Source organism: Streptomyces sp. NPDC001781 (genome assembly GCF_053596035.1).
In genome coordinates this window covers 1-22,869 of record NZ_JBSFFI010000026.1, presented here as the reverse complement: position 1 = coordinate 22,869, position 22,869 = coordinate 1, and the positions used below count along the sequence as shown (strand labels likewise).

Genomic DNA, 22,869 nt, shown 5'->3' with positions numbered 1-22,869 from the left:
GTCGTTGTCTGTAGCCCCGCACCGAGAAGGGTTTCCATGAGTCAGGACGTGCCGGTGTGGTGGCTGGGTGTGACCGCGGTAGCGGTTCTCGCTGTCATCGCGCTTGTCTTTCGTGTCAGAGCTTTGGCGGTGAGTAAGCGTCGTGGTGAGGCGGTGCTGTCCCGGCAGGCGGGTGATCTGCGGCGTCTGCTGGACGATTCGCGTGCGGAGATCCAGGCGTTGAAGGACGGGCAGAGCGCTGTCATCGGTGAGGCCGAGCGTGCGTCGGAGGAGAGCACCAAGGCTGTTTTGAAGGGTGCCGCCCGTTTCCTGCAGAGTCTGGCGGCGGAGCAGACGGCTCTGCTGGACGGGATCCAGCGTACGTACGGTGGGCATCCGGTGCTGTCCGATCTGCTGGAAGTGCATCACGCCAACGCGCAGATGGCCCGTAAGGCGCAGGGTATCGCCGTGATGTGCGGTGCTCCGGTGGGCCGCCGCAACAAGCCCGCCAGCGTCTACGACGTGGTGCGCAGCGCGCAGGGTCAGATCCGTAACTTCCAGCGGATCGAGATCATGCAGCAGAGTGGTCTGGCGCTGAAGGCGACCGCGGTCGCGCCCGTCGCGCTGGCCGTCGCGGAGCTTCTCGACAACGCCGCCAGTTTCTCGCAGTACGACGCGCCGATCGAGGTCACCTTCCAGCGGGTGCAGAACAACTTGTGCATCGTCATCGACGACGCCGGTGTCGGTATGAACGACGAGGACCGGCACAAGGCGACCGCGCTGCTGTCCGGGGACGCCGTCCCGCGGTTGTCGAGGCTGGGCAACCAGCCGAAGTTCGGTTTCCCCGTCATCGGGCTGATCGCGCGGCAGCACGGGTTCCGAGTGGATGTCACCGGTGTCTCCCGCTACGGCGGTGTACGCGCTGTCGTTCTGCTGCCCGAGGAGTTGTGGACCGTGGAAGAGGCGCCGCCGGCCGAGGAGAGCGAGCCGCCCATCAGTATCCGCCGTGGGGAGGGCCAGGCCCGTGCCTCCTCGCGCACCACCCACGGCCTGCCCAAGCGTGCCTCCCGTCAGGCGCCGGTCTCCGGGAGCGCGCCGTCCGCGGACGGGGCGGGCGCTTCCGGGGCCCCTGCGGCGCCCCGGAGCTTCAGGCGGTCCTCCAGCGGAAGCCTGGGCGCGCTCCAGCGCGGCACCCTGTCCGGACGTGACCTGCAGGCCCCCTCGCCCGAAGGGACTGAGGACGTATGAGCACGGATCTGTCGTGGATGCTCAAGGATATCGTTGTCAACGTCCCCAGGGCGCTGCACGCCGTTCTGCTCTCGGCCGATGGCATCCCCCGCGGAGCGACCGACGGTCTCACCGACCACAGCGCGCGTACGATCTCCGTGGCCATGGCCGGTATGCAGTCGCTGAGCCGGGCCACCGCCCATTTCGCCGGGTCCGCCGAGGACCGGCAGTGGAGCCAGACGATCATCGAGTTCGAGCAGGGCTGGGTGTTCCTGATCGGCGCCGGTCAGGGGGCCTACCTCGCCGCTGCCGCCGAGCCCGATGTGGACATGCAGCAGATCTCCTTCCGCATGCACCGGCTCGTGGCCCGGCTGGGTGACAATCTCACGTCGTTGCCCCGGGTCGGTCCCGCCGCCGCAGCCGCGGGCAGTGACGGCCGCGGTGCGCCGGCCCCGGCCGGCCGGGCGTTCGCCCTGCCCGCCCTGGACCGGGTGATCACCGAGGTGGCGGGTGCCCGGCACGCGCTTTTGCTGGGTGCCGAGGGCCTGCCCCGGGGGGCGAGTTCGGGCATCGGGCGGGACATGGCGGACACGATCTCCGCCGCCATGACGGGCATCCACGCCTACAGCCGGGCCACGGCGCAGTTCATGGGCGCCACCGGGCCCGCGCGGTGGCGGCAGACGGTCATCGAGTACCAGCACGGCTGGATCTTCCTGATCGCGGCCGGTGAGGGGGCCTTGCTGGCCGCCGCGGCCGAACACGACTGCGACATCGAGGAGTTCACCGCCCGCCTGCACGACGCGGTGCCTTCGCTGGTCCCCGACGGGGTCTTTGGAGGACAGGGAGCCGGCGATGCGTGACGAGGCGGACCACGACGTGGAGCTCACCGGCGACTTAGTCCCCCTGTTCGTGATCACCCGGGGACGGGCGCTGCCGCCGGAGCACCAGTACTCGCACACCACCCTCGTGACCGCCGGGCGGGAGGCGCACCCCACCCGTTCCCTCGGCCCGGAGGCGAGCTCCGTCTTGGACCTGGTCGCCGACGGCTACCTGTCCGTGGCGGAGGTGGCGGGCCACACCCACCTGCCCCTGGGGGTCGTGCGCATCCTCCTGGCACAGATGGAGGAGGCCGGCCTGCTCGTCGTCCGGAACGCGGTGCCCAGCGCCGAACCGCCCAACCGCGAGCTGCTGAGCGCGGTGCTCGACGGCCTGAAGACCCGATTCGGAGCGTAGCCGTGTACCTGGACCCAGATGTCTCCCACGCAGTGAAGATCCTCATAGTGGGGCACTTTGGAGTCGGCAAGACCACCTGTATCAGCAGTATCTCCGAGATCGAGCCGCTGCAGACCGAGGAGGAGATCACCGAGGCCAGCGAGGGCTTCGACGACCTCTCCCGCACCCCCGGCAAAGCGACCACCACCGTGGCGATGGACTTCGGCCGGCTGACCCTCAGCGGGAGCCTGGTCCTGTACCTCTTCGGGACACCCGGCCAGGAGCGCTTCAAGGAGATGTGGGAGGGGCTGTCCCGCGGAGCGCTCGGGGCGCTGGTCCTCGTCGACCCCGAGCGGCTCGAGGAGAGCTTCTCGATCCTGGATCTGGTCGAAAGCTTCGGGCTGACGTACACCGTCGGCGTCAACCGCTTCGAAGGGACCACCGACTATCCCCTCGACGAAGTGCGCGAGGCGCTGAACCTGGCCCCCCAGACCCCTGTCGTGCACTGCGACGTGCGCGAGCAGCAGTCCGCGGCGCAGGCCCTCATCACGCTCGTCCAGCACCTCATGAACACCCTCGGCTAGGAGCCACGGCATGAAGCACCCTCTCGACACCGCCGACATCCCGGCAGCCTGCCCCGCGCACGGCAACGTCCGGCTGTACGGAACCGAGTTCGGCTCCGACCCCGAAGCCCACTACGCGCACCTGCGTGCCCAGGGGCCCAGCGCCGCGGTCGACATCGCACCGGGCGTCGAGGTCGAACTGGTCACCGGCTACGACGCGGGCCTGCACATCCTGCAGAACCCCGCCACGTTCGTGCGGGACGCCAGGCGCTGGAACGCCCTCAACGAGGGCCGCGTCCCCGAGGACAGCCCCGCCCTGCCCATGATGAGCTACCGCCCCAACGCCCTCTTCAGCGACGGCGCCGCCCACGCCCGCCTGCGGCAGGTCGTCACCGACAGCCTGGCCACCGTCGACGAGCGGCAACTCGTGCGGCAGGCCCAGCAGTCCGCCGACTACCTGATCAGCCGGTTCAGCTCCGACGTGCGCGGCCAGGCCGAGCTGATGGCCGAGTACGCCCAGCCCCTGCCCCTGCTGGTGTTCAACGACCTCTTCGGCTGCCCGCCGGACATCGGCGACCAGGTCATCACCGGAATCAGCGGCATCTTCGAGGGGACCCCCGGCGCCGACGTCACACTCGCCGGCGCGCTCAGCGAACTCATCGCGCTCAAGCACCGCCGGCCGGGCGACGACCTGACGACACGCCTGATGCAGCACTCCGCGAACCTCACCGACGAGGAGGTGCTGCACCAGCTGGTGACCCTGCTGTCGGGAGGCACCGCTCCCCTCGCCGCCACGATCGGCACCAGCGTCGCCCTCTACCTGGGCGGCGACTGGCCCACCGACCTCCCGGTCGAGGACGCCGTCGCGCAGACGCTCTGGAACTACGCGCCGATCGCCAACTACGCCGCCCACTACCCGACTCACGACGTCGAGCTCGGCGGCAGGATCCTGCGGGCGGGCGACCCCGTGCTCATCTCCTTCGCCGCCGCCAACACCGACCCCAGGCTGTCGGAGCACCGCGAACTGCTCAGCTCCAAGGCGCACCTGGCCTTCGGCGCCGGACCGCACGCCTGCCCCGCCAAGGACCCGGCGTTCATGATCGCGGTGGCCGCGGTGGAGGCCCTGCTCAACCGGCTGCCCGACATCGACATGCGCGTCGCCTTCCGCGACCTGGCCTGGGTCCCCACTCCGTGGAGCCGCTCCCTGGTCACCGTGCCGGTGCGCTTCACCCCGCGCGCGGTGAATCCCACGCTCCCGCGGTCCGGCGCCCCGGCAGCGCACACCTCCTACGCGCCGGCGCCGGCCGCCGGCGCCACCCCCCAGCCCGGCACCCCCCAGCCCAAGCGGCAGCCCAAGGGCGGCCTCTTCAGCCGCTTCCTGGCATGGACCAGAGGCGAGTGACGCACACAACTTCCCACGGGCATGTGCTAATGGATGGTTCAACCATCCAGTGGGTACGGATGACGGCTGTGCCCGGAAAGGAGCCGCCATCATGGAACAAGTAGTCAGCCCGTCCACCGACCGCCGTGCCGCTCTCTCCCTCTTTTCCCGTCTGCGCACGGCACAGGGACAGAGCGACCCCTTCCCGCTCTACACGCAGCTGCGCTCGCACGGCGAGGTCCTCCCGGCACCGTGGGGCGGCTTCCTCCTGACGGGCTACGACATGTGCGACCGCGTGCTGCGGAGCGCGGACTGGCTGGAGCCCGATGCCCGCTGGCGGGAGAAACAGGGCGTGAGCACCCGTTGGAGCGCACCCTCGGCCCGGGAGATCAGCAGGACACTGCCCGCTCTCAACCCGCCCGACCACACCAGCGTCCGCAGAGCCGCGGGCAGCTTCGACCGCTCCACCATCCGGCGGATGGGACGGACGGTGGAGCAGATAACCGAGCGGCTCCTCACCTCGGCGCAGGAGCGTCTGCACGACGGCGAGGTGGACTTCGCCGCCGTGGTCGGCGAGGAACTGCCCGTCGCCACCATCGGCGAATGGCTCGGCCTGCCGAGCGCGGACTGGCCGCGACTGCGTGAACTGACCCATGATCAGGTCTTCACGCAGGAACTGCTGCCCACGGCCAGCCAGCTGGCATGCTCCGACGCCGCCATGGCCGAACTGCGCGACTACTTCACTGAACTGGTGCGCGAACGCCGAAAACACCTTCGCGAAGACCCCGTCTCCCAGTGGATCACCACCTGGGACGCCATGGAACCCGATCAGGACAAGGCCGACGAAGCCGTCTACTTCCTGGCCCTGTTCGTCCTGCTGGCCGCCCTGGAGACCACGGCGACACTGCTGTCCACCATGACGCTGCACCTCGTCGACCACCCCGGTCACCACACTCTGCTCGCCGAGCAACCCGAACTCGTACCCGCGTTCGTGGAGGAGTCCTTGCGGTTCGACCCCCCCTCCCATGTCATCAGCCGCGTGGCCGCGAACGACTGCACCCTGGGCGGCCTGGACATCCGAAGGGACGAGATGGTCCACCTCATGATCGGCGCCGCACACCGCGACCCCGCCAAACACCCCGACCCCGACCGCTTCGACCTCCACCGCAAGGCCGCCCACCTCGCCTTCAGCGGAGGCATCCACTACTGCCTGGGCGCCCCCCTCGCCCGCCTCGAAGCCCAGACCCTGCTGCGCCAACTCGTCCGCCGCCTGCCCCCGCTCACCCTCGTGCGCCGGCCCGCCATGGCCCCCCGGGTGGCGTTCAGGCGCCTGCTGAACCTGGACCTCGCCCTCGCATGAACCCCTGCGCACCCTGTCCGCCCGGCACCCCGCACGACGCCCTGCGCGCCGAGCAGGACGGGCCCGTCCTCCACATCCACCTCAACCCGGCCCGCCAGGAGCCGGCACTGAGCGTCGCCGCCATCGACGCCCTGCTCGCCCTGCTGGACGGCCTCCACGACCGGCCCGACATCCGCGTCATCGTCCTGTCCGCCGCGGGGGACGACTTCTGTCTGGGAGCGGACCGCAGCGAATACCAGGCGGCCCTGGCGGCAGACCCCACCGGAGCCGCTCTGCGCCGCCTGATCGACAAGGCCCAGCGCCTGTGCCACGCACTGGAGACCACCCACGCCGTCACCATCGCACGCCTGCACGGCAGCGTGATCGGCGCGGGTCTGGCCCTGGCCGCCTACTGCGACCTGCGCGCGGGCGCCGACACCTGCCGCTTCCGGATGCCCGAGGTCGGCCTCGGCCTCCCGCCCGCCTGGGGCGGCGCCATGGGCCGGCTCCTCTTCGAAGCGGGAGCCGCGCGCATACGGGAACTGATGCTCACCTGCGACGTCTTCGACGCCGCCACCGCCCACCGGCTCGGCATCCTCCACAAGGTCGTACCGCTCGACCAGCTGGACCGCGCTGTCGCCGCATGGACCAGGCCACTGCTGCGCCGCTCACCGGAGGCACTGGTGCTGACCAAACGCATGCTCGCCGGCCACGCCCGCGCCGGCCGCGCCTCGGACGCCTCCCTGCTGGACTCGCACCTCCTGACAGCCCGGCTCCTGCCCGCGGCCCGCCCCGGCACCCCTCCCACCGCGTAGCGCTCACCGGTCGCCCGGTCCGGTCCGCGAGTGGGGGAGAGAGGCGGTCCCTCACCCGTTCGCGGGCGGGCCGGCCGCCGGGACGACCATCCGGGCCACCGCTCCACGGCGTCCGCCGGCGGGCACGCAACCGCAGGTGGGAGGGTCGCTACCGGGGAGAGAGGGGGGCGCGGACACCCGGTGCCGCTCGCCCGGCGTCCGGCACCGGCGGGGCCGTGGGGGAGGCGCCCGCCCCGCGGATGGGACAGACTGGGACCCCGGCCCGATTCCGGCGGGCCGGGGCTCCACGGTGGCCGCGGGGTCGCGGACTAGTACTCGTCGTGCTGACGCTTGATCACCCGGAAGCTCGCCACCACGCCCTCGTCGATGTCGATGCCCTCGGCGCAGCCCGGGCGCACGCCGTAGCTGGAGCTGTGCGGGCCGACGGTGGCGACGGGGGCGCCGCTGTCGCAGACGGCCCCGCGGAAGACCTCGACGGCCTTGCGGCTCTCGTTGCGGATGTTCAGCGACTTCGCGCCCAGGCCGCTGACCACGGTGATGCAGTCACCGGGGCGGGAGGAGTAGGACCGCTCGTTGATCTGGATCCGGCCCTCGTCCTCGTCCCAGCCCCCCTTGTCCCTGCCTCCGTTGTCCCTGCCCTCGTTGCCCTTGCCCTCGTTGCCCTTGCCGACGTTGCCTTCGTTGCCCTTGCTGTTGCCGTTGTTGTTCTGCCCGTTGCCACCGGCCGCGGTGGCGACGGCGGCCGGGACCTCCTGGGGCGCAGAAGCGGAGGCTGCCGAGGCGTAGGTGATGCCGGTGGCGGCCATGGCCGCCACAGCCGACACCGCGGCCGTGATCACGGTCGAACTAAGCTTCATCTCACGATCTCCTGTCATGCAGAGAGGCACCGACCCCTCGGATCGGCTCGTGGATGAACTTACCCAAAACTGACATGACCGGCTTATATGAACATAAGGCGATTAGCTCCGAACAGGGTATTTTCCAGCCCCACCCGCTGCCTGACGAAGCATCAAATCGGCCTGAGAAAAGGCGGATTAACCTATGATTAGGCTTTCCGGGTGTCTTTCTGACGATTCCTCACCCCGTGGTCCGGTGTGCCGCTGCGGACTCACCGGACCCGGCCGTGCTAGGGACGGGCGACGCGGAGCCTGCCGGTGAGGCGTACGGCCCGGCAGCAGAGCCCAGAGCACCCCGCTCGCACCGGGCCCGCGACGCCGTACGTGGACGGGGGGAGCGGGGCCGGACGGAACGCCCCTGCCGCATCCGTGCGGCGGGCCGGGAGGTCTGCCGCGGGGTGACGGCCCGGCACCTGACGCGGGAGCGGACCGGGCCCCCTCGGCCGCGGCGCCCGCCCCGGCTCCGGGCGCCACCCGGTCCCCGGCCGTCACGAAATCCCGCTCGCCGGCGTCCTCACCGGCCGGCGATCTCCCGGTTCGCTATGCGGCGAGGGCCTCGTCGTCCTGGGTGATGCCGCCGCGCTCGGCCCGGTACTGCTCCAGCAGCGCGTCGGCGGCGCGCAGGGCGTCCTTGATGGTGTGGGTGCCGGTCATGACGCACAGCGTGTAGCTGGAGTCCTGCAGCATCCGGCTGGTGTCGGGGGTGGGCAGCAGGTCATGGTCGATGCGCGCGGCGGCGAAGCGCGCCATGACCGCGCGCAGGTTCTTCTCGGCCGGCAGCAACATGGCAGTTTCCTCCACAGGTAAAACGGCACGACGCGCCGATGACATCGGCAGCCGCCTCTGCTCCCGGCTGCCCCGCGGGAGCGGGCCCACACTCTTCGGCCGGGGGATCGCCGGACCAGGGGGGCGATGCGACCGGATCGCTCAGGCCGGCGGATGCGCACGGCGTCGCGTCCTCGAACGCGACGCGGGGCCTTTTCTTCGTGCTCGCGCGGCGAAGAAAAGGCCCCCCGCAACGGCGAACGGCTCCGTCCCCGGGTGAGGGAGGAGCCGTTCGGCGCGCCTGCTGTGTACGCAGCGGTCAGGCGTGGCGCCGGTTGCCCGTGATGACGCGGTAGAGGACCAGCAGGATCAGCGAGCCGACGACGGCCGCGATCCAGGTGGAGAGCTCGAAGAAACCATCGATGGAGTCGACACCGAAGATGACCTTGCCGAGGAAGCCGCCCAGCAGGCCGCCCGCTATACCGATCAGGATCGTGATGATGACCCCGCCCGGGTCCTTCCCCGGCATGATCGCCTTGGCGATGAACCCGGCGATCAGGCCGATGAGAATCCACGCGATGATGCCCATGACGTCTCCCAGTTGCTCAGATAAAGCTTTTGTCAACACGACGTATGCGCGCCGAGGCGACAGCCAAACCTTGCGGACGGCCAGAACTTTCACCGCCCCCACGCAGGGCCGCCGCCGGCACGGGGCGCGGTCACGCGCAGGTCGGGGCCGGGCAGTTGGCGGTGCGTCGTACCCGGTGGCCGCGTCGTCGCCGAAAGCGGCCTCGGGCCCGTCCGCGGCGCGGCACGCGCCCGTCCGGCCCGGCGGGGACCGGACGGGGAGCGCCGGCGGGGGCGGAGCGCCGGTGGTGGGCGGCGGGGGGGTCAGAGGGTGAGTACGATCTTTCCGCGGGTGTGGCCGCTCTGGCTCAGGCGCCATGCCTGGGCGGCGTCGGCCAGGGGGAGGACGTGCTGGACGGGCACGAGGAGTTTGCCCGCGTCCGCGAGGCCGGCCAGGTCGGCCAGGTCGGCTGCGTGCGGACGGACCCATACGTGGTGGCCGCCCTTCGCCTCCACCTCGCCCTCGGTGATGGACGCGACCCGCTCGCGCCTCTTGAGCAGCTGCTGTGACACGTCGACCGCGCCGTGGCCCACGAAGTCCAGGGCCGCGTCCACGCCGTCGGGCGCCAGTCGCCGTACCCGGTCGGTGAGCCCTTCCCCGTAGGTGACGGGTTCCGCGCCGAGTTCGCGCAGGAAGCCGTGGTTGGCCTCGCTCGCGGTGCCGATCACCCGGGCACCGAGGGCGAGGGCGATCTGCACGCCGAACGAGCCGACTCCGCCTGCCGCGGCGTGGACCAGCACCGTCTCGCCCCTGACGAGGCCGACGCGTTTGATGCTCTGGTAGGCGGTGAGGCCTGCGAGGGGCACGCCGGCGGCCTGCTCCCAGGTGAGCGAGGCGGGCTTCTTCGCCAGCGTACGGACGGGAGCGGACACGAGTTCGGCGTATGCGCCGTTCTGCGCCCAGTCCTTGCGTATGTACCCGAAGACCTCGTCTCCCACGGCGAACTCCGTGGCGTCCAGGCCGACCTGTTCCACGACGCCGGAGACGTCCCAGCCGGGGATCAGCGGGAAGCGGACTTCCATGATCGGATCCAGGTGTCCGGCGGCCAGTTTCCAGTCGACGGGATTGACCCCGGCCGCCTTCACCCGGATCAGGACCTCGCCGGGAGCCACCTTGGGGTCGGGTGTCTCGACCAGCCGCAGGTCATCGGCCGAGCCGTATTCCTGGAGCGTGATTGCTTTCATGGTGTGTGAAGTTCCTTTCCGGCTGGTTGCCGTGTTCTTGAACGGCGGGCGCATGCCCGGATGCCCGGAGGGCTGTCCCGTGGTCCCCGGCGGGCGCGTGACGACGGCTACGGCGCCTCGCCGCGTTGCCGGACCGCCCGCACACGCCCGCTGCGAGGACGGCCCTGACGCCTTGCGGCGCACCGCGTCCGGTGCCGCGCGCCGATCCACCGGGGATGACGGGGCAGCGCTCAGCGGACCGTTGTGACGACGACGTCCCGGGAGGCGAGCCGCGGGACGATGCGTTCCAGCGCGATCCGCCGGAAGTGCTCACTGTCGCGATGCGCCTGGAGTGCCTGGGGGTGGGCGTAGCGCTCCAGCAGCACCATGTCGCCGTTCTCGGGCCGCAGGACCTGGTATCCCAGGCAGCCCGGTTCGTCCAGGGAGGCCCGCACGAGTTCGGGCAGGGCGGCTTCGATGTGCTCGTGGCTGCCGTCGGCCGGGGTCCAGCGGGCGACCACGACGATCTCGCCGGGCCGGGCGCCGGCCAGCGGCCACGGGTGGTGAGCCGATTCTGGCATGAGGGGTCCTCTCGATGGGTACGGGTCCGAACCTCGGGGCGCAGGACGGTCAGCTGCCGCCAAGGCTGTCGAGTACCCCCGCCAGGGCCTGGCCGACGCCGGTGGCCGAGGCGGGGTTCTGGCCGGTGACGAGGCGGCCGTCGACGACGACATGGGCCTGGAAGTCGTCGGCGCCGCTGTGCTTGGCACCGCGCTCCTCGAGCGCGCTCTGCAGGGCGAAGGGCACGACGTCGCTGAGGCCGACGGCGTCTTCCTCGGAATTGGTGAAGGCGGCGACGTTCCTGCCGTCGACGAGGTGGGCGCCGTCGGCGAGGGTGACGTCCAGCAGTCCGGCCGGTCCGTGACAGACGGCGGCGACGGCCCCTCCGGCCTCCCAGATGTCGCCGGCGATGCCGGCGAGCCGGGCGTTGCCGGGGAAGTCCCACATGGTTCCGTGGCCGCCGACGTAGAGGATCGCGTCGTAGCCGGCCGGGTCGATGTCCTGCGGGCGTCGCGTGCCGGCGAGCTGGGCGGCCATGCGGGGATCGTCGAGGAAGGCCTGCTGGACGGGGTCGGAGAGGTCCTGGCCGTCCACCGGCGGCCTGCCGCCCCGGACCGACATCAGGTCGACCCGGTAGCCGGCGTCGGTGAGCACCCGCCAGGGGTGCGCGGCCTCGGGAAGGTAGAAGCCGGTTCGGCGACCGGTGTCTGCGAGTGCTTCGTGGCTGGTCAGAGCGAAAAGGACGGCGCGCGTACGCGGCATGGCGCTACTCCTGGGAATGGTCCGGGAAAGGGGGGCGGCTGGACGGATCGACCGGTGAGGGCTCCTCGGCGGGCCCTGCCGCCGTGTCCGGCATCCCCGACAGTAGGATCGCCACCCATCGATATCCAATGGGGCGGACGGCACCTGGGTATCGGGATTCCTATGACCGGATGCGCCGGTGACCGCCGGTGGCGCTGACGGCTCTGTGGCCCGGGCCGTGCCGACCCCCGTGGCCGGACGGCCGGTGACTGAGATAGAGAGGATGCCGTGGACCTCTCCCTGCTCCGTACCTTCGTCGCCGCTTACCGGTCGGGCTCCCTGACCGCCGCGGCCCGCCAGCTCGGACTCTCCCAGCCGACGGTCACGGCCCAGGTCCGTGCCCTGGAGGAGCAGCTCGGTCTCCAGCTCTTTCGCCGCCTGCCCCGCGGGATCGCGCCGACCTCCGTCGCGGACGAGCTCGCGGCCGAGACCGCGCCCCATGTCGACGCCCTCAACGCGATCGCCGAACGCGGCCTGTCCCGGCACGCGGCCTTCTCCCGGCCGCTGCACCTGGGCGGGCCGGCGGAACTCACCGGCGCGCGCGTACTTCCCGCACTGGCACCTCTGGTCGAGGACGGACTGCGGCTGCGGATCACGCTGGGCCTGGCCGAGGACCTGCTCGCGGGGCTTTCACAAGGCCGCTTCGACCTGGTGATCTCCACCGTCCGCCCGCGCGGGCGCAACATCGCCGCAGTCCCCCTCACCGACGAGGAGTTCGTCCTGGTCGCCGCCCCCTCCTGGGCCGGGCGCGTCGGCACCGCGCGACTCGCCACGGAAGGAGCCGCCCGCCTGCGGGGTGTTCCACTGATCAGCTACGCCGAGGACATGCCGCTGATCCGCCGCTACTGGCGGACCGTCTTCCAAGCCCGTCCCGCCGGCCATCCCGCGGTGGTCGTCCCGGACCTGCGGGCCGTCCTCGCCGCTGCCGTGGCCGGGGCGGGCGTGACCGTACTGCCGACGTACCTGTGCGCGGCCGAACTCGCCTCCGGCCACCTCGTCAAGCTGCTGGACGTGGAGGTCCCGCCCCTGAACACCCTGTTCGTCGCGGTTCGCCCGGGAACGGAGGAGAACCCGGGAGTGGGAACGGTCCGCAGCCGTCTGCTCATGCAGGCCCGCCTGTGGTGAGAGCCGAGCGCCCTCCGCGATCACCTTCAGTCCCAAGGGCCCTCCCACCTCACGCACGCAAAGCGCCAGCTCAGAGCGGAATGGTCGGCGCAGGGCCGCCGTGGTCGCCGCCGCTGCGCCCGGGCGGTGCACGGCCCGCACCACGGCGACGGCCCCCGACCGGTGGGGTCGGGGGCCGTCGCGGCAGTGCGTGCGGGGTGCGCCGGATCAGTACGCGGAGTTGACGTTGTCGATGGAGCCGTAGCGGTCGGCGGCGTAGTTGGCGGCCGCGGTGATGTTGGCGACGGGGTCGGTCACGCTGTGGGCGGTGCCGGCCACGTGGTAGGCCTTGAACGTGGGGTCGATCACCTGCAGAAGGCCCTTGGAGGGGGTGCCCTTCTGCGCGTTGACGTCCCAGTTGTTCTGCGCGTCGGGGTCACCGCCGGACTCGCGCATGATGTTGCGCTTCAGGCCGTCGTAGCTGCCCGGGATGTGCTTGGCCTTCATGATGGCCAGCGACTGCCTGATCCAGCCGTCCAGGCTGCCGGAAGCCTTCGTGCCCGTGGTGGCGTGCGACACGGCGGCGGTGTGGGTGACGTGCGCGTCGGCGGCGGACGCCGAGGCCGGCATCAGGGCCACACCGGCCACCGCGGCACCCGCGGTGGTCAGACCGGCAAGGGCCAGGGTGCGCAGACGGGCAGGACGGCGGGAGGCGAAGATCTTGTTCAAGAGGGGGTCTCTCCAAAGGACGTCGTTGAGGCGCCGGCCCGGAACACGGTCACGGCGTCTGTAAGGCGTCGGGGCGAGGCCCCGGTACCGCCGGGCAGAGAACGAACCGGCACCAGGCGATCACCCGGTCCGGCCCACTGCTCTGGCAACGGGAAAAATTCTTAAACGCGGACGAAACGCCACGCAAGCATGTGACCTACTACCTCGATACGCACGAAACACCCGAACGACCCGATCCGACGCGTGTGGTGCCGCTCGACGAATGACCCCGCCTCCTACGCGCGATAGGACGTGACCTGCTTCCTATGGGCACCGTCACGCCCCACCCGCCGACCGAACCGGCCCCGGTCACCACGAGCGACCAGCCGGCCACCCCCGAAGCACCACGGAACACGATCAGGAGCACCCCACACAGCGTGCGCGCACCGGACCGGCGGGACTGTGCCCGGCAGAGCCGCAGCCACGAGAACCCGGGCATCCACGAAGCCGGCGAACCCGGACCGGAACACGACGCCGTCACGGAAGCCACCGCCGGTACCGCCGGCGTCTCCCGGCGCAACGACATGAACGAATCACCCGACACCATCAAGTGGAGCAGCAACCACCACCGCCGCCCGGAAAAGCGGCACCCCGCCGCGCCCCCGGATCGCCCGCACACGACCCCCGCCAGGACCGCCCAGACGACAGCTCGCCGTACCGGAACTTCACCTCCAGCCGCTCCCCGACGCAGGCGGCCGTCGACAGGCCGTGCCTGCGCAACAGCCCGACCAGCCGCACACGCACCTGGACGCGCCAAAGCACACAGCCCCCGGCATCCAGAACAACCGAGTCCTCTTCACCCTCCGCACCGTCCGGCCCCTTCACCGCGTCCGCCACACTCCGCAAAGAACTCTTCGCCAAGAACTCTTCACGATCCAGAGGGCGGGAGAACCCCTCACACCCCCCGCCCACGACGAGGACGCCGCGTCACATCCGGGCACCGAAGTCCTGCGTCCACCACGGGCCGCCGGACCCCTCGTGGACCCCCACCCCCAGGTTCCTGAACGAGCAGTTCAGAATGTTGGCCCGGTGGCCCGGGCTGTTCATCCATGCCGCCATCACCGACTCCGCAGTCCGCTGCCCCTGGGCGATGTTCTCCCCGTAGGCCGACCAGCGGTAGCCGGCGGCGGTGATGCGCGCATCCGGACCGGCCCCGTCAGGATTGGTGTGATCGAAGAAGCGGCGGGTGCCCATGTCCTCGGAGTGGCCCTGCGCGGCCGCGTCCAGCAGCCGGTCCTCCGAGACCGGACCGCAGCCGGCCTTCGCACGCTCGTCGTTCACCAGGGCGATGACCCGCGCCACCGTGCCCGACGGAGCGGACCGCGCAAGCGGCGTACGGGACGCCGGGCGCGCCGGACGCAGTGGAGCCTTCACAGCCGCCGAGACCGTCGGCCTGATCGCACGGGGGCTGCGCGAGGGGCTTGAACTCGCAGAAGCGGATCGTGACGGGGACGCCGAGACAGAGGACGACGCGGACACGGACGCCGCCCCACCCGTGACCGCAGGGGTCGCCAGCAGCCCCGCCGTGGTGCGCGCAGCCGTGTCCGTCTCCCGCCCGGAGCCGGTACCGACCTCGGCGCGCCACAACCCGCCTCCGGCCACACAAACCACACAGACCGCACAGACCGCACCACCCGCCACGCGCCGTCGTGAGCGCCTGCGCCGCCGCACCGACGCGGCGACACGACCACCCGCAGCTCCATCCCGTTGTGCCGGGGCACGATGCCGGGCCACCCCGCGGGAGCCCTCCCCGAGCCCCGCGGCTTCCAGCGAGGACAGCGCTGCCGTGGGCGCGAGTGCCGTGACGGACGAACGCAGCGCGGCCAGCAACCCCGCCGACACCGGGACGAGCGCCAGCCCGGCCAGCAGCCCCTCCGCCGGCATCAGACCGCTCCACAGGCCCGCGCAGCGCAGACAGTCGCGGGCATGCCGGGCTATTCGCTTGCGCCACAGCGCCGAGGGCCGCCCGTCCCAGCTTTCCAACACCGCCCCCAACTCCGCGCAAGGCGGCCGCGCGTCCAACGCCCTCACCACCACCCGGGCCGACTCCAACCGCGCCTTCATCCGCTGCACCCGCACCGCCGTATGCTGCGGCGACAACTCCAGCGCCGTCGCCACCTCGGCGCGAGTCAGTTCGCCCGCGCACTCCAACCACCACAGCGACAGCAGCCCCCGGTCGTCCGGCTCCAGCCAGCGGGTCCCCCGCGCGGTCTCCTGCCGCTGCCCGGACAACTGCAGCCGCACCAGAGTCAGATCCACGAAGTCGGCGCCCGGATCGACGAGTTCGGGAGCCTCCTCCACAGACACCGGCGCCCCCTGAACGTCCTGCCAGTAGCTCCGGACACGGTTCATGGCGATCGCCACCAGCCAGGAGCGGAAGATGAGGGGATCACGCAGACCGCCGAGACCGTCCAGGGCACGCAACATGGTGTCCTGCACCACGTCGTCCACGTCCACAGAACCGTTCAGCGCCCGGCCCACGATGTTGTAGACCAGCGGCAGATAGGCGCTGACCAGGGCGTCCTGCGCATCCGGATCACCACGCCGGGCTGCTTCCACCAGTGCCACTGGTCGGATCGTCTGCTGTGCACTCATCACAAAATCCCTGTCCTTGACGGGTGTCGGCTCGGCCTGACACCTGGGAGACCGCAGGGACTCTCGGGCATAACAGTTCTTGCGACATCAGTTCCACACACCGCGAACACCAGCCCCACACCGTACCCGGACCCCAGCGCACGACCGACGAGCAACCGGCGCCCGCTGACACCCCCCCGAACGCCCGCCGGAACACGCACCGACACCGCAACTGGATGACGAGACGGCCCCGGCCATCAGGTGACTACGCTGCACGCACGCCGGAACGAGGCGGATCACGGGAGCCCCCCAGCACCCGACATACGGCGCACCGACAAAATGACAGGAGCGAGAACACCGGCCCCCGCCGCGGACACGATGGACCCGAGCAGGCACCGGACGGCCGAACCTGAGCAGCATCCGGTCAACGAGGTCCCGCAGCCGCCACGCCGCCTACCCGCGCGAGACCCGGCGGCCACAGAGAAGGACCCCCGCCCGCTGCACCCCTGCCTGCCCCCCCGGAAAGCGGACAACCGACGGCCACGCACACCGGACCAGCGCACGAGGCCATCAAGAACGCCGAACACGCGAAACGGCCGGCGGCCATCCCCCTGAGAGCGATCACCGGCAATCCGGGTGCCACCCCGGCCGCGCCGGAGCACGTCGCCGCACACTTCACCGCGGACGACGACCGCTACGCCGACCTGGCCGAGGCACTCCACGGATTTGTGCACACCGGCACGGCCACACCGACCGCACGGCGCACACCGCACCTCACCGGCGCCCGCGATCTACGGCTTTCCACCCACCGGGACCACCGGACCGTCCTCAGCGACCAGGAACTCCGCACCGCCGTCACCGCGCTGCCCGCCCCTCCCCGACCCGCGATGACGTCCGCCCGGCCGCCGGGCGGACACCACCCCAGATCCCCGCACCGCTGAAACAGCGGTCGCCCGGCCAGAGCCGAACCGCCGCCGGGATGCCGGCCACCCCCCAAAGACCGCCGCACCGCCTCATGCGCGCCGAAGCCGCTCGCAGTGAGACAAGCCCCGAATGCCCACAGGGCTCGCGCACGGTGGACCGGCTATCGATCCACCACGTCCAAGGCCACGCGATCCGGCACCTCGTCCTCGCGGTCCAGAAGGGCTGCACAGGCCGCGTCCGCACTGTCGAATATCCCGCAGGTCATGCCGACCCCGGTCAGATCGAGCACCCGCCGCACCACCTGGCTGGGCGCGGCCAAGGACACGGATCCGTCGACGCTCCGTATCTCGTTGACGGTCCGTATGATCACACGCAGCCCGGAGGAGTCCATGAACGGCACATCCGCCAGATCCAGCACCAGATGACGTCGTCCGTGCACCACCTGGCTGGCCAAGTGATGCTGGAGGGGAAGGCCGGTGTCGGCGTCGAGCTGTCCAGAGACAGTGATGATCGCAGCATCGGAGCTGATCACGGACACCTCGACACCCAGACCTACTGGTTCACTCACAAGTTCTCCTCAGACGAGGTCTACACGGCCGCAGCCCGGCTACCCCGTTTCACGACGTTCACCCGAACACGAAGCGACACAGTCCACCGGCCGGAACGCGCACACGATGACCGGAGACCTCCCCGAGGCCGACGACACGGACGCCGGTGACGCGACATCCCGACCCGCACTGCCTCAAGCCGGGCCGGACGGAGCACGCAACGACCCTCCTGCCGGCATCGAAGGCCCCCCGCAGCAGTTCACCAACGCCTTCACCCGCACCGGCGACGCCAACGCCAACGCCAACGCCCGGTACCGCGTCCCGCAGCACACGCACACCCACCAACCCCCCGACGCCGTCCACGGACCGGGACAGACCTCGCACGACTGCGGCCTGAAGGAACACAAGGCCGGGACCTGCGACACCACCCCCCACCAGCCCCCCACAACCGGTCACAGGCACCCCAGCCCGAAGCCCATCCGGGAAGAACCACAGAGGCCGCCCAAACACACCGCCCACTCCGGTACCGCCCGCCCACTCCCATGCCGGATTGCCCTGGAGCACGCTCCAGCCAGCACACTGATCGCCACACCACGCACACGGCACAGAACGGTGGCCATACATGACGAACACGAATCGGGCGGAACACCCCCTGCCATACGACACCTACCGGGAGGCGATCGAGCGGGAGACCCGACGACTCGCCGACGCGCTACGAGATGCCGACCCGGCCACTGCCGTACCGTCCTGCCCGCACTGGACACTCACCGACCTCACCCTGCACGTCGGAGCACTGCAGCGCTGGTTCTGCACCCTGCTGTCCCAGCGGGTACAGGAAGCTCCCCGCAGCCGAGACGTCCAGTTGGGACTGCCCGAGGACGCACGGAACTACGCCGACTGGCTGAAAGCAGGCGTACCCGGAGTTGCGGCAGTCCTGCGCGACACCGACCCCGCCGCGACGATGTGGACCTGGGGCGCCGATCCCCACGCGCGGTTCTGGGCCCGACGGATGCTGTTCGAAACCCTGGTGCATCGGGTGGACGCGGAGCGCACCGTCGGCCGCGACTTCGACGTCGACCCCACGCTGGCCGCGGACGGCATCGACGAGTTCCTGGTCAATCTGCCGTACGCGGGTCTCTTCGCTCCTGGAGTGACCGAATTGCGCGGCGACGGCGACATCCTCGTGTTCGGATGCACGGACGTCGGCGGCGCGACCGGCGAGGAATGGCGGGTCAGACTCGAACCGGACGGCTTCCAGCTACTGTCCGACCCCGCAGACAGCGCCCAGACGCCCTCCGCGACAGTCCGCACAACAGCCGCCGACCTCCTGTTGCTGCTGTACGGCCGCCGGTCCCGCCGGGAGCCGGTCTTCGACATGTCAGGAGACACAGCACTCCTGGACCGCTGGTTCACGCACACGGCGTTCTGACGAAGCAACTCGCACGCCCTTGACGGCCATGGCCATCAAGGGCCGACACCGTGCAACCCCCCGGACCCGGCGCCCTGGAGCACCGCCAGTGGACGCGGAGACCACGCGACTCAGGAACCCGCCTCCTCACCGGCCGCCGCTCGGCGACGGCGTCGGCTCACCAGCGTGCATCCCACCATCACCAGACCGATGGCGATGAGCCTGCCGGCCCCGCGATAGCCGGACGCAGGCTCCCACGGAGCGCCGGGCAGCCCGAGAAAGACCCATGCTGCCGCGACGCCCCCGAAAACGATCAGCGCGACAGCCCCCCACGTTCCCAGGCCCGCCCACCACGGTCTCACGACGTGGTGGGGCTCGCCGGTCCGCTCAACAACCTTGCCGTCCATGGTCCGATACTCCTGCGCGTGAGGGGGCGGTCGCACAGGAAGACGTGGACCCGACCCGGAAGGTTCACCGCCACCCACCTCGCCGACCTGCCCGATCAGAGATCAAGAAGATCGACCCCGCGATCGGCCGCGGGACAAGCACACCCACCCTCAACACCACAGCCGGCGAGATGGGAGGAGGGAGCGACATGACGGCCGAGGTCCCCACTGACGGCCAGGTCGCCCAGCTCGAACCCGCCGCCGCCACCCTGGCCGGGCGACGCGACCCCTGATCGAGTGACGGCCGGGGCCGAAGCCCGCTGGTTGCCACACAGGCGGACCTACTGCCGATGTGGCACGGGGCCGCATACGTTGGACCTGACCAGCCGAACACCGCAATCATCGAGGCTGGTTGAGGCGGCCAAGGGGTTGTCAGCGGCTGGTGACAGGATCACCGGCATGGCTTTCGTACGTACGACCCCGCCGCGGCCCGTGGACGTGACCGCCGTCTTCCCCGAACTGACGCCGCTGGCACGTCCCGCGATTCGCCTCCACCCCCGCCCCGGGTCGCCTTCGCCAGGGCAGAGCTCGGTCGGCGGGCCGTTGCTGTGGCCGGCGAAGGAGCCATGGCCGCACTGCGAAGCCTCGCACCTGCACGTGGACAGCGGATTCCGCGAGTCGCCGGCCGAAGTACGTCTCACAAGGCGCATGCGGGCCCGGTGGCACGGTGATCACAGTCGCGGTGGCATGACGCCCCAGGAGGCGGCGGCCAAGGAACGGAACACCGCGATGCTCGCGGAGCGACTCGCCGCCGATCCGCCGCCCGCGGACTGCCCGGTCCCCATGCTGCCCGTGGCCCAGCTGTACCTGCGGGACATACCCCTGCTGCGACCGCCCGGACAGGCCGATCTGCTCCAGGTTCTGTGGTGCCCCTACGACCACGATCCGGATCACAAGCCGTCGACCGCACTGTTCTGGCGGTCCGCCGCCGAAGTCGTCGACATCCTCCCCGCACCGCCCGAACCGTACGAGGTGAACAATGACGGCTATCTGCCGGAGCCGTGCGTGCTGGCACCGGAAGCGATCACCGAGTACCCCAACAGCCTCGATCTGAGCCCGCAGATGCTGCGGATGGTGGAGGACCGGAGCAGATGGCAGGCGGCCGACGCCGACATGGACAGCTCCGAGCACGCGGACTGTCCGCGGGACTTCTATGACGTCCATCTGGCTGACGCGCCCGGCTGGAAGGTCGGCGGCTGGCCTCCGTGGGGCCGCACCGACCCCAACCCCCGATACTGCACTGTCTGTGATGTGCAGATGGTCCCGCTGCTGACCATCGCCTCCTACGAATGGGACGGCGGTGAGGGACACAGCTGGGCGCCGTGCGAAGAACAGGCCGCCGCCCATGCCGCCAGCACCGTCGGTAGCTGCTGCGGCCAGAGCCCCTCGCAGCCGACCAAGGTCGAAGTCGGCAGCACCGACAACATGCAGATCTACGTCTGCCCGACCTCCCCCGAGCATCCGCACACCGACCTGATCCAATGAGCTGCCAGACTCGTCACACACCCTCCACCCTCGCCGCCCCGGACAACAGCCGACGTGTGACACGACAAGCCGATACCCACCTGAACCCAATGCCCCCGAAGCGATGCGCGCCCGGCCGGAGACCGGCTACCGCATCGCCCAACCCGAGGACGACCGCACCACCACCCCCGCCGCCCCGTCCATCAGCCCAGCCCTGCGCAGGACAACCGACGCCACCCTCGACGACAACACACCCAAAGCCCTGAGCCACTTCCCGGAAGTCGACAGACACCAGATCGCCTGACCCGCACAGCACCGCACTACAGCGCGTCGCCCGAGCGGCACCCCCTGCCGCACGCACAGCGGCTGGAACACCGCGAATCCGGACGGGGCCACCTGCACCTCCGCGCGCAGACCACCCCGCCCGGCAGACCCTGTACCGGCTCCCCCCGCATGTTGCCCGGCGTTGAAAATGCCGACGAGCGCGGCGTTCACGATGCCGAACTCTGACGACGGCGCCCCGCCGGTTGGTGTTCCGGCGGGGCCGTCGTCGGTGAGGTGTCGTTTTCTTCGGCAAGGTGCCGGTAGATCAGCCTCAGCATTCAAACGCTGACCAGCAGATGTCGTTGCGCACTCGCTGGTCGTCAAGTACGAGCTCGCGAATCGCCTCCGGGAGCTGGTCGCGCTGCCACTGGCACTCGAGTCGTCCTGCGGCCTCACTCTCGCCTCTTGGCACGGCAGCGCGTGCGGCCTTGATCGCATAAGCAGCCGCACCGAGCTCGTGCGCGGCGACGTGTGCGACGACTGCGGCTTGGCCGGCGGCGTAAGCGGCATGCCGTGCTGCGCCACGCAGGTCTCGAGCCGCGCCCATTGCATGGCCGCCTGCCGCGCGGGCCTGCACCATCCTGACCTCGCCACGCACCCAGGCGCGGGCATGCTCGATCGCCTGGCGCGGTCTTGGGTCCTCAGGCTGAGCCGACTCGAAGAGTTCAAGGACGTGCTCCGCGCAGGCTGCCGCCCAAAGGGCGAGGAGATGGTGATCGGAATCAGTAAGGGTCCCACCGCGGCGGATCGTCACGAAGCGAGGGTCTCTGACCTTCGGGAGGATCATGGTTGGCCTTCCTTCCTGCTGGCATCCGCCCCACATCCGAGCATGCGCACCCGCGACCGTGCGCACCCGGAGCGAAGCCTGCAAACCCCGTGGCTGGTCCGTAGGCTCGGCTACCGATTCCCGGCCAGACGAGATGAGTTCTCAGTCGCCGACCACCTCGCCCACGGCAGCGCGGGCGGCGGCCTCGTCGACGAGGGCCTGCAAGGAGAGGTTGTTGACCGCTCGCGGGTAGCCGCGCGGGGTCGTGTGGATCAGCGTGAGGGCGTCCTCGGTGAACAGCTGGTCGGGACGCCCGGCGATCGGATAGCCGGATGTCTTCCTGCTTACGGGAGCACACTGTCGGCTGACGCCATCGGGGCTCTGGCACCACCGGCCAAGACCCGCCACGAGTGACCCGCAGCCGTAGGCGGCGTGCCGCCAGGTGCCACCCGGCCGCGCCACCGAGCTGAACCTCTTGAATCAGCCACAGCCACCCGAGCCCGATATCTGATCCAGAAACACAGGGACCGGCATCGTCTACCCGTCTGCACGCACCCCTCGAAGGTGAGCGGAAGGCTCGGTGTACCCGGTGACAACCATGGTGCCGAGCTCACCGCCGGCGACAAGAAGCCTGCCGATTCGGTGACCACCACGGCGCCATACATTTCCATTCAGGGAAGGGTACCAATCTGTTCGTGATTTTACCCGATGCGTCACCTCGGCAAGCCGGTTTGCTGCATCGACAGTCCGGCTCAACTAATGCCCGCCTCTGACATGACCTGGCGCACTAGAGCGTAATCGGTCAGCCACTCCAGATTAGCCGTCAGAAAGCTGAGTCACATGCATGACTGACAGACAGTCAAGATAAATTTCAATCAGTTCGATGCCGTGTTCCCAGAGCTGCTTGCCATGAGGTCGGCTCTCCGGGGGTGATGAGACACCAGCTCGTGATCCTACCCGATGAAGAATTTGATGCAACGACCCCTCCCCCTCCAGCTGCCCGGCGCAAGCCGGTTCAGGGTGGGAGCGAAGCGGACACCCTCGGCGGGCCGCGCGCGGCCCGCAGCATTGAAGCGAAGCGGAAATGCAAATTCCCGCGAAGCGGGAATTGCCATAAAACGCGTCAGCGTTTTATGGCTCTTTTGAATTCCGCTTGCGGAATTCTTGCATTCCAGGCGCTCGCGCCTGGAAACCCGCGGAGCGGGTTTCCAGG

24 protein-coding genes are annotated in these 22,869 nt (G+C 70.2%); 11 read left to right on the top strand and 13 right to left on the bottom strand.

Annotation, left to right across the window (positions count from 1 at the left end):
* The first annotated feature begins 36 nt into the window (after positions 1-36).
* From ACWCV3_RS22310 to ACWCV3_RS22280, 7 genes are all read left to right on the top strand, one after another.
* Positions 37-1,227 (top strand): ATP-binding protein, encoded by a 1,191-nt coding sequence (locus ACWCV3_RS22310; RefSeq protein WP_451226855.1) that lies wholly within the window; start codon positions 37-39, stop codon positions 1,225-1,227.
* The gene (locus ACWCV3_RS22305; RefSeq protein ID WP_451226852.1) at positions 1,224-2,066 is read left to right on the top strand and encodes a roadblock/LC7 domain-containing protein; all 843 of its coding nucleotides are present in this window, start codon (positions 1,224-1,226) and stop codon (positions 2,064-2,066) included. Before ACWCV3_RS22310 ends, ACWCV3_RS22305 begins: the two co-directional genes overlap by 4 nt.
* Entirely contained in the window at positions 2,059-2,439 is a 381-nt protein-coding gene (locus tag ACWCV3_RS22300) for a DUF742 domain-containing protein (RefSeq protein ID WP_451226849.1), read from the top strand. Before ACWCV3_RS22305 ends, ACWCV3_RS22300 begins: the two co-directional genes overlap by 8 nt.
* A 2-nt stretch (positions 2,440-2,441) precedes the next feature.
* Entirely contained in the window at positions 2,442-3,002 is a 561-nt protein-coding gene (locus ACWCV3_RS22295) for a GTP-binding protein (RefSeq protein ID WP_451226846.1), read from the top strand.
* A 10-nt stretch (positions 3,003-3,012) separates the two neighbouring features.
* A complete protein-coding gene (locus ACWCV3_RS22290) occupies positions 3,013-4,383 on the top strand; it encodes a cytochrome P450 (RefSeq protein WP_451226843.1) in 1,371 nt (456 codons plus the stop codon).
* Between the two features lie 91 nt (positions 4,384-4,474).
* Positions 4,475-5,722 (top strand): cytochrome P450, encoded by a 1,248-nt coding sequence (locus ACWCV3_RS22285; protein WP_451226840.1) that lies wholly within the window; start codon positions 4,475-4,477, stop codon positions 5,720-5,722.
* Positions 5,719-6,516, top strand: a complete 798-nt coding sequence (locus ACWCV3_RS22280; RefSeq protein WP_451226837.1) for an enoyl-CoA hydratase/isomerase family protein — start codon at positions 5,719-5,721, stop codon at positions 6,514-6,516. The genes ACWCV3_RS22285 and ACWCV3_RS22280 overlap by 4 nt, the downstream gene beginning before the upstream one ends.
* 308 nt (positions 6,517-6,824) lie before the next feature.
* On the opposite strand, the gene ACWCV3_RS22275 is transcribed toward ACWCV3_RS22280, so the two are convergent.
* From ACWCV3_RS22275 to ACWCV3_RS22250, 6 genes are all read right to left on the bottom strand, one after another.
* Positions 6,825-7,373 carry a hypothetical protein gene (locus tag ACWCV3_RS22275; protein WP_451226834.1) on the bottom strand — a complete coding sequence of 183 codons (549 nt, stop codon included), beginning with the start codon at positions 7,371-7,373 and terminating at the stop codon, positions 6,825-6,827.
* A 579-nt stretch (positions 7,374-7,952) separates the two neighbouring features.
* Positions 7,953-8,198, bottom strand: a complete 246-nt coding sequence (locus ACWCV3_RS22270; protein WP_451226831.1) for a DUF5133 domain-containing protein — start codon at positions 8,196-8,198, stop codon at positions 7,953-7,955.
* A 298-nt stretch (positions 8,199-8,496) separates the two neighbouring features.
* Positions 8,497-8,766: a GlsB/YeaQ/YmgE family stress response membrane protein gene (locus tag ACWCV3_RS22265; protein WP_451226828.1), complete on the bottom strand. Its 270-nt coding sequence runs from the start codon at positions 8,764-8,766 to the stop codon at positions 8,497-8,499.
* Between the two features lie 302 nt (positions 8,767-9,068).
* Positions 9,069-9,989 carry an NADP-dependent oxidoreductase gene (locus ACWCV3_RS22260; protein ID WP_451226825.1) on the bottom strand — a complete coding sequence of 307 codons (921 nt, stop codon included), beginning with the start codon at positions 9,987-9,989 and terminating at the stop codon, positions 9,069-9,071.
* A 230-nt stretch (positions 9,990-10,219) separates the two neighbouring features.
* Complete coding sequence (locus tag ACWCV3_RS22255) at positions 10,220-10,549, bottom strand: antibiotic biosynthesis monooxygenase family protein (protein WP_451226822.1); 330 nt, start codon at positions 10,547-10,549, stop codon at positions 10,220-10,222.
* Between the two features lie 49 nt (positions 10,550-10,598).
* Positions 10,599-11,291, bottom strand: coding sequence for a type 1 glutamine amidotransferase domain-containing protein (locus ACWCV3_RS22250; RefSeq protein ID WP_451226819.1), 693 nt, complete (start codon positions 11,289-11,291; stop codon positions 10,599-10,601).
* Between the two features lie 267 nt (positions 11,292-11,558).
* Between ACWCV3_RS22250 and ACWCV3_RS22245 the strand changes: the two genes are divergently transcribed.
* A complete protein-coding gene (locus ACWCV3_RS22245) occupies positions 11,559-12,455 on the top strand; it encodes a LysR substrate-binding domain-containing protein (RefSeq protein ID WP_451226816.1) in 897 nt (298 codons plus the stop codon).
* A gap of 207 nt (positions 12,456-12,662) precedes the next feature.
* Here the strand turns inward: ACWCV3_RS22245 and ACWCV3_RS22240 are convergent, their stop codons facing one another.
* The 3 genes from ACWCV3_RS22240 to ACWCV3_RS22230 all read right to left on the bottom strand — a co-directional run bounded on the left by ACWCV3_RS22240 (position 12,663) and on the right by ACWCV3_RS22230 (position 17,268).
* Positions 12,663-13,163, bottom strand: a complete 501-nt coding sequence (locus tag ACWCV3_RS22240; protein WP_451226813.1) for a transglycosylase SLT domain-containing protein — start codon at positions 13,161-13,163, stop codon at positions 12,663-12,665.
* Positions 13,164-14,129: 966 nt separating this feature from the next.
* Positions 14,130-15,797: a sigma-70 family RNA polymerase sigma factor gene (locus ACWCV3_RS22235; RefSeq protein WP_451226810.1), complete on the bottom strand. Its 1,668-nt coding sequence runs from the start codon at positions 15,795-15,797 to the stop codon at positions 14,130-14,132.
* 1,063 nt (positions 15,798-16,860) lie between these two features.
* On the bottom strand, positions 16,861-17,268 hold the full coding sequence (locus ACWCV3_RS22230) for an STAS domain-containing protein (protein WP_451226807.1): 408 nt from the start codon (positions 17,266-17,268) through the stop codon (positions 16,861-16,863).
* 602 nt (positions 17,269-17,870) lie between these two features.
* On the opposite strand from ACWCV3_RS22230, the gene ACWCV3_RS22225 reads away from it, so the two are divergent.
* The gene (locus ACWCV3_RS22225; protein ID WP_451226804.1) at positions 17,871-18,677 is read left to right on the top strand and encodes a maleylpyruvate isomerase family mycothiol-dependent enzyme; all 807 of its coding nucleotides are present in this window, start codon (positions 17,871-17,873) and stop codon (positions 18,675-18,677) included.
* A gap of 110 nt (positions 18,678-18,787) precedes the next feature.
* Here ACWCV3_RS22225 and ACWCV3_RS22220 read toward each other — a convergent pair whose 3' ends face one another.
* Positions 18,788-19,063, bottom strand: coding sequence for a hypothetical protein (locus ACWCV3_RS22220; RefSeq protein ID WP_451226801.1), 276 nt, complete (start codon positions 19,061-19,063; stop codon positions 18,788-18,790).
* 438 nt (positions 19,064-19,501) lie between these two features.
* Between ACWCV3_RS22220 and ACWCV3_RS22215 the strand changes: the two genes are divergently transcribed.
* Together ACWCV3_RS22215 and ACWCV3_RS22210 are read left to right on the top strand one after the other, a co-directional pair.
* Entirely contained in the window at positions 19,502-20,587 is a 1,086-nt protein-coding gene (locus ACWCV3_RS22215; protein WP_451227007.1) for a hypothetical protein, read from the top strand.
* A gap of 103 nt (positions 20,588-20,690) precedes the next feature.
* Positions 20,691-20,870: a hypothetical protein gene (locus ACWCV3_RS22210; RefSeq protein WP_451226799.1), complete on the top strand. Its 180-nt coding sequence runs from the start codon at positions 20,691-20,693 to the stop codon at positions 20,868-20,870.
* Between the two features lie 291 nt (positions 20,871-21,161).
* On the opposite strand, the gene ACWCV3_RS22205 is transcribed toward ACWCV3_RS22210, so the two are convergent.
* From ACWCV3_RS22205 to ACWCV3_RS22195, 3 genes are all read right to left on the bottom strand, one after another.
* Positions 21,162-21,677 (bottom strand): putative immunity protein, encoded by a 516-nt coding sequence (locus ACWCV3_RS22205; RefSeq protein WP_451226796.1) that lies wholly within the window; start codon positions 21,675-21,677, stop codon positions 21,162-21,164.
* Positions 21,678-21,818: 141 nt separating this feature from the next.
* Positions 21,819-22,118: a hypothetical protein gene (locus ACWCV3_RS22200; RefSeq protein WP_451226793.1), complete on the bottom strand. Its 300-nt coding sequence runs from the start codon at positions 22,116-22,118 to the stop codon at positions 21,819-21,821.
* Positions 22,119-22,609: 491 nt separating this feature from the next.
* On the bottom strand, positions 22,610-22,869 hold a 260-nt coding region (locus ACWCV3_RS22195), incomplete at its 5' end, for a hypothetical protein (RefSeq protein WP_451226790.1).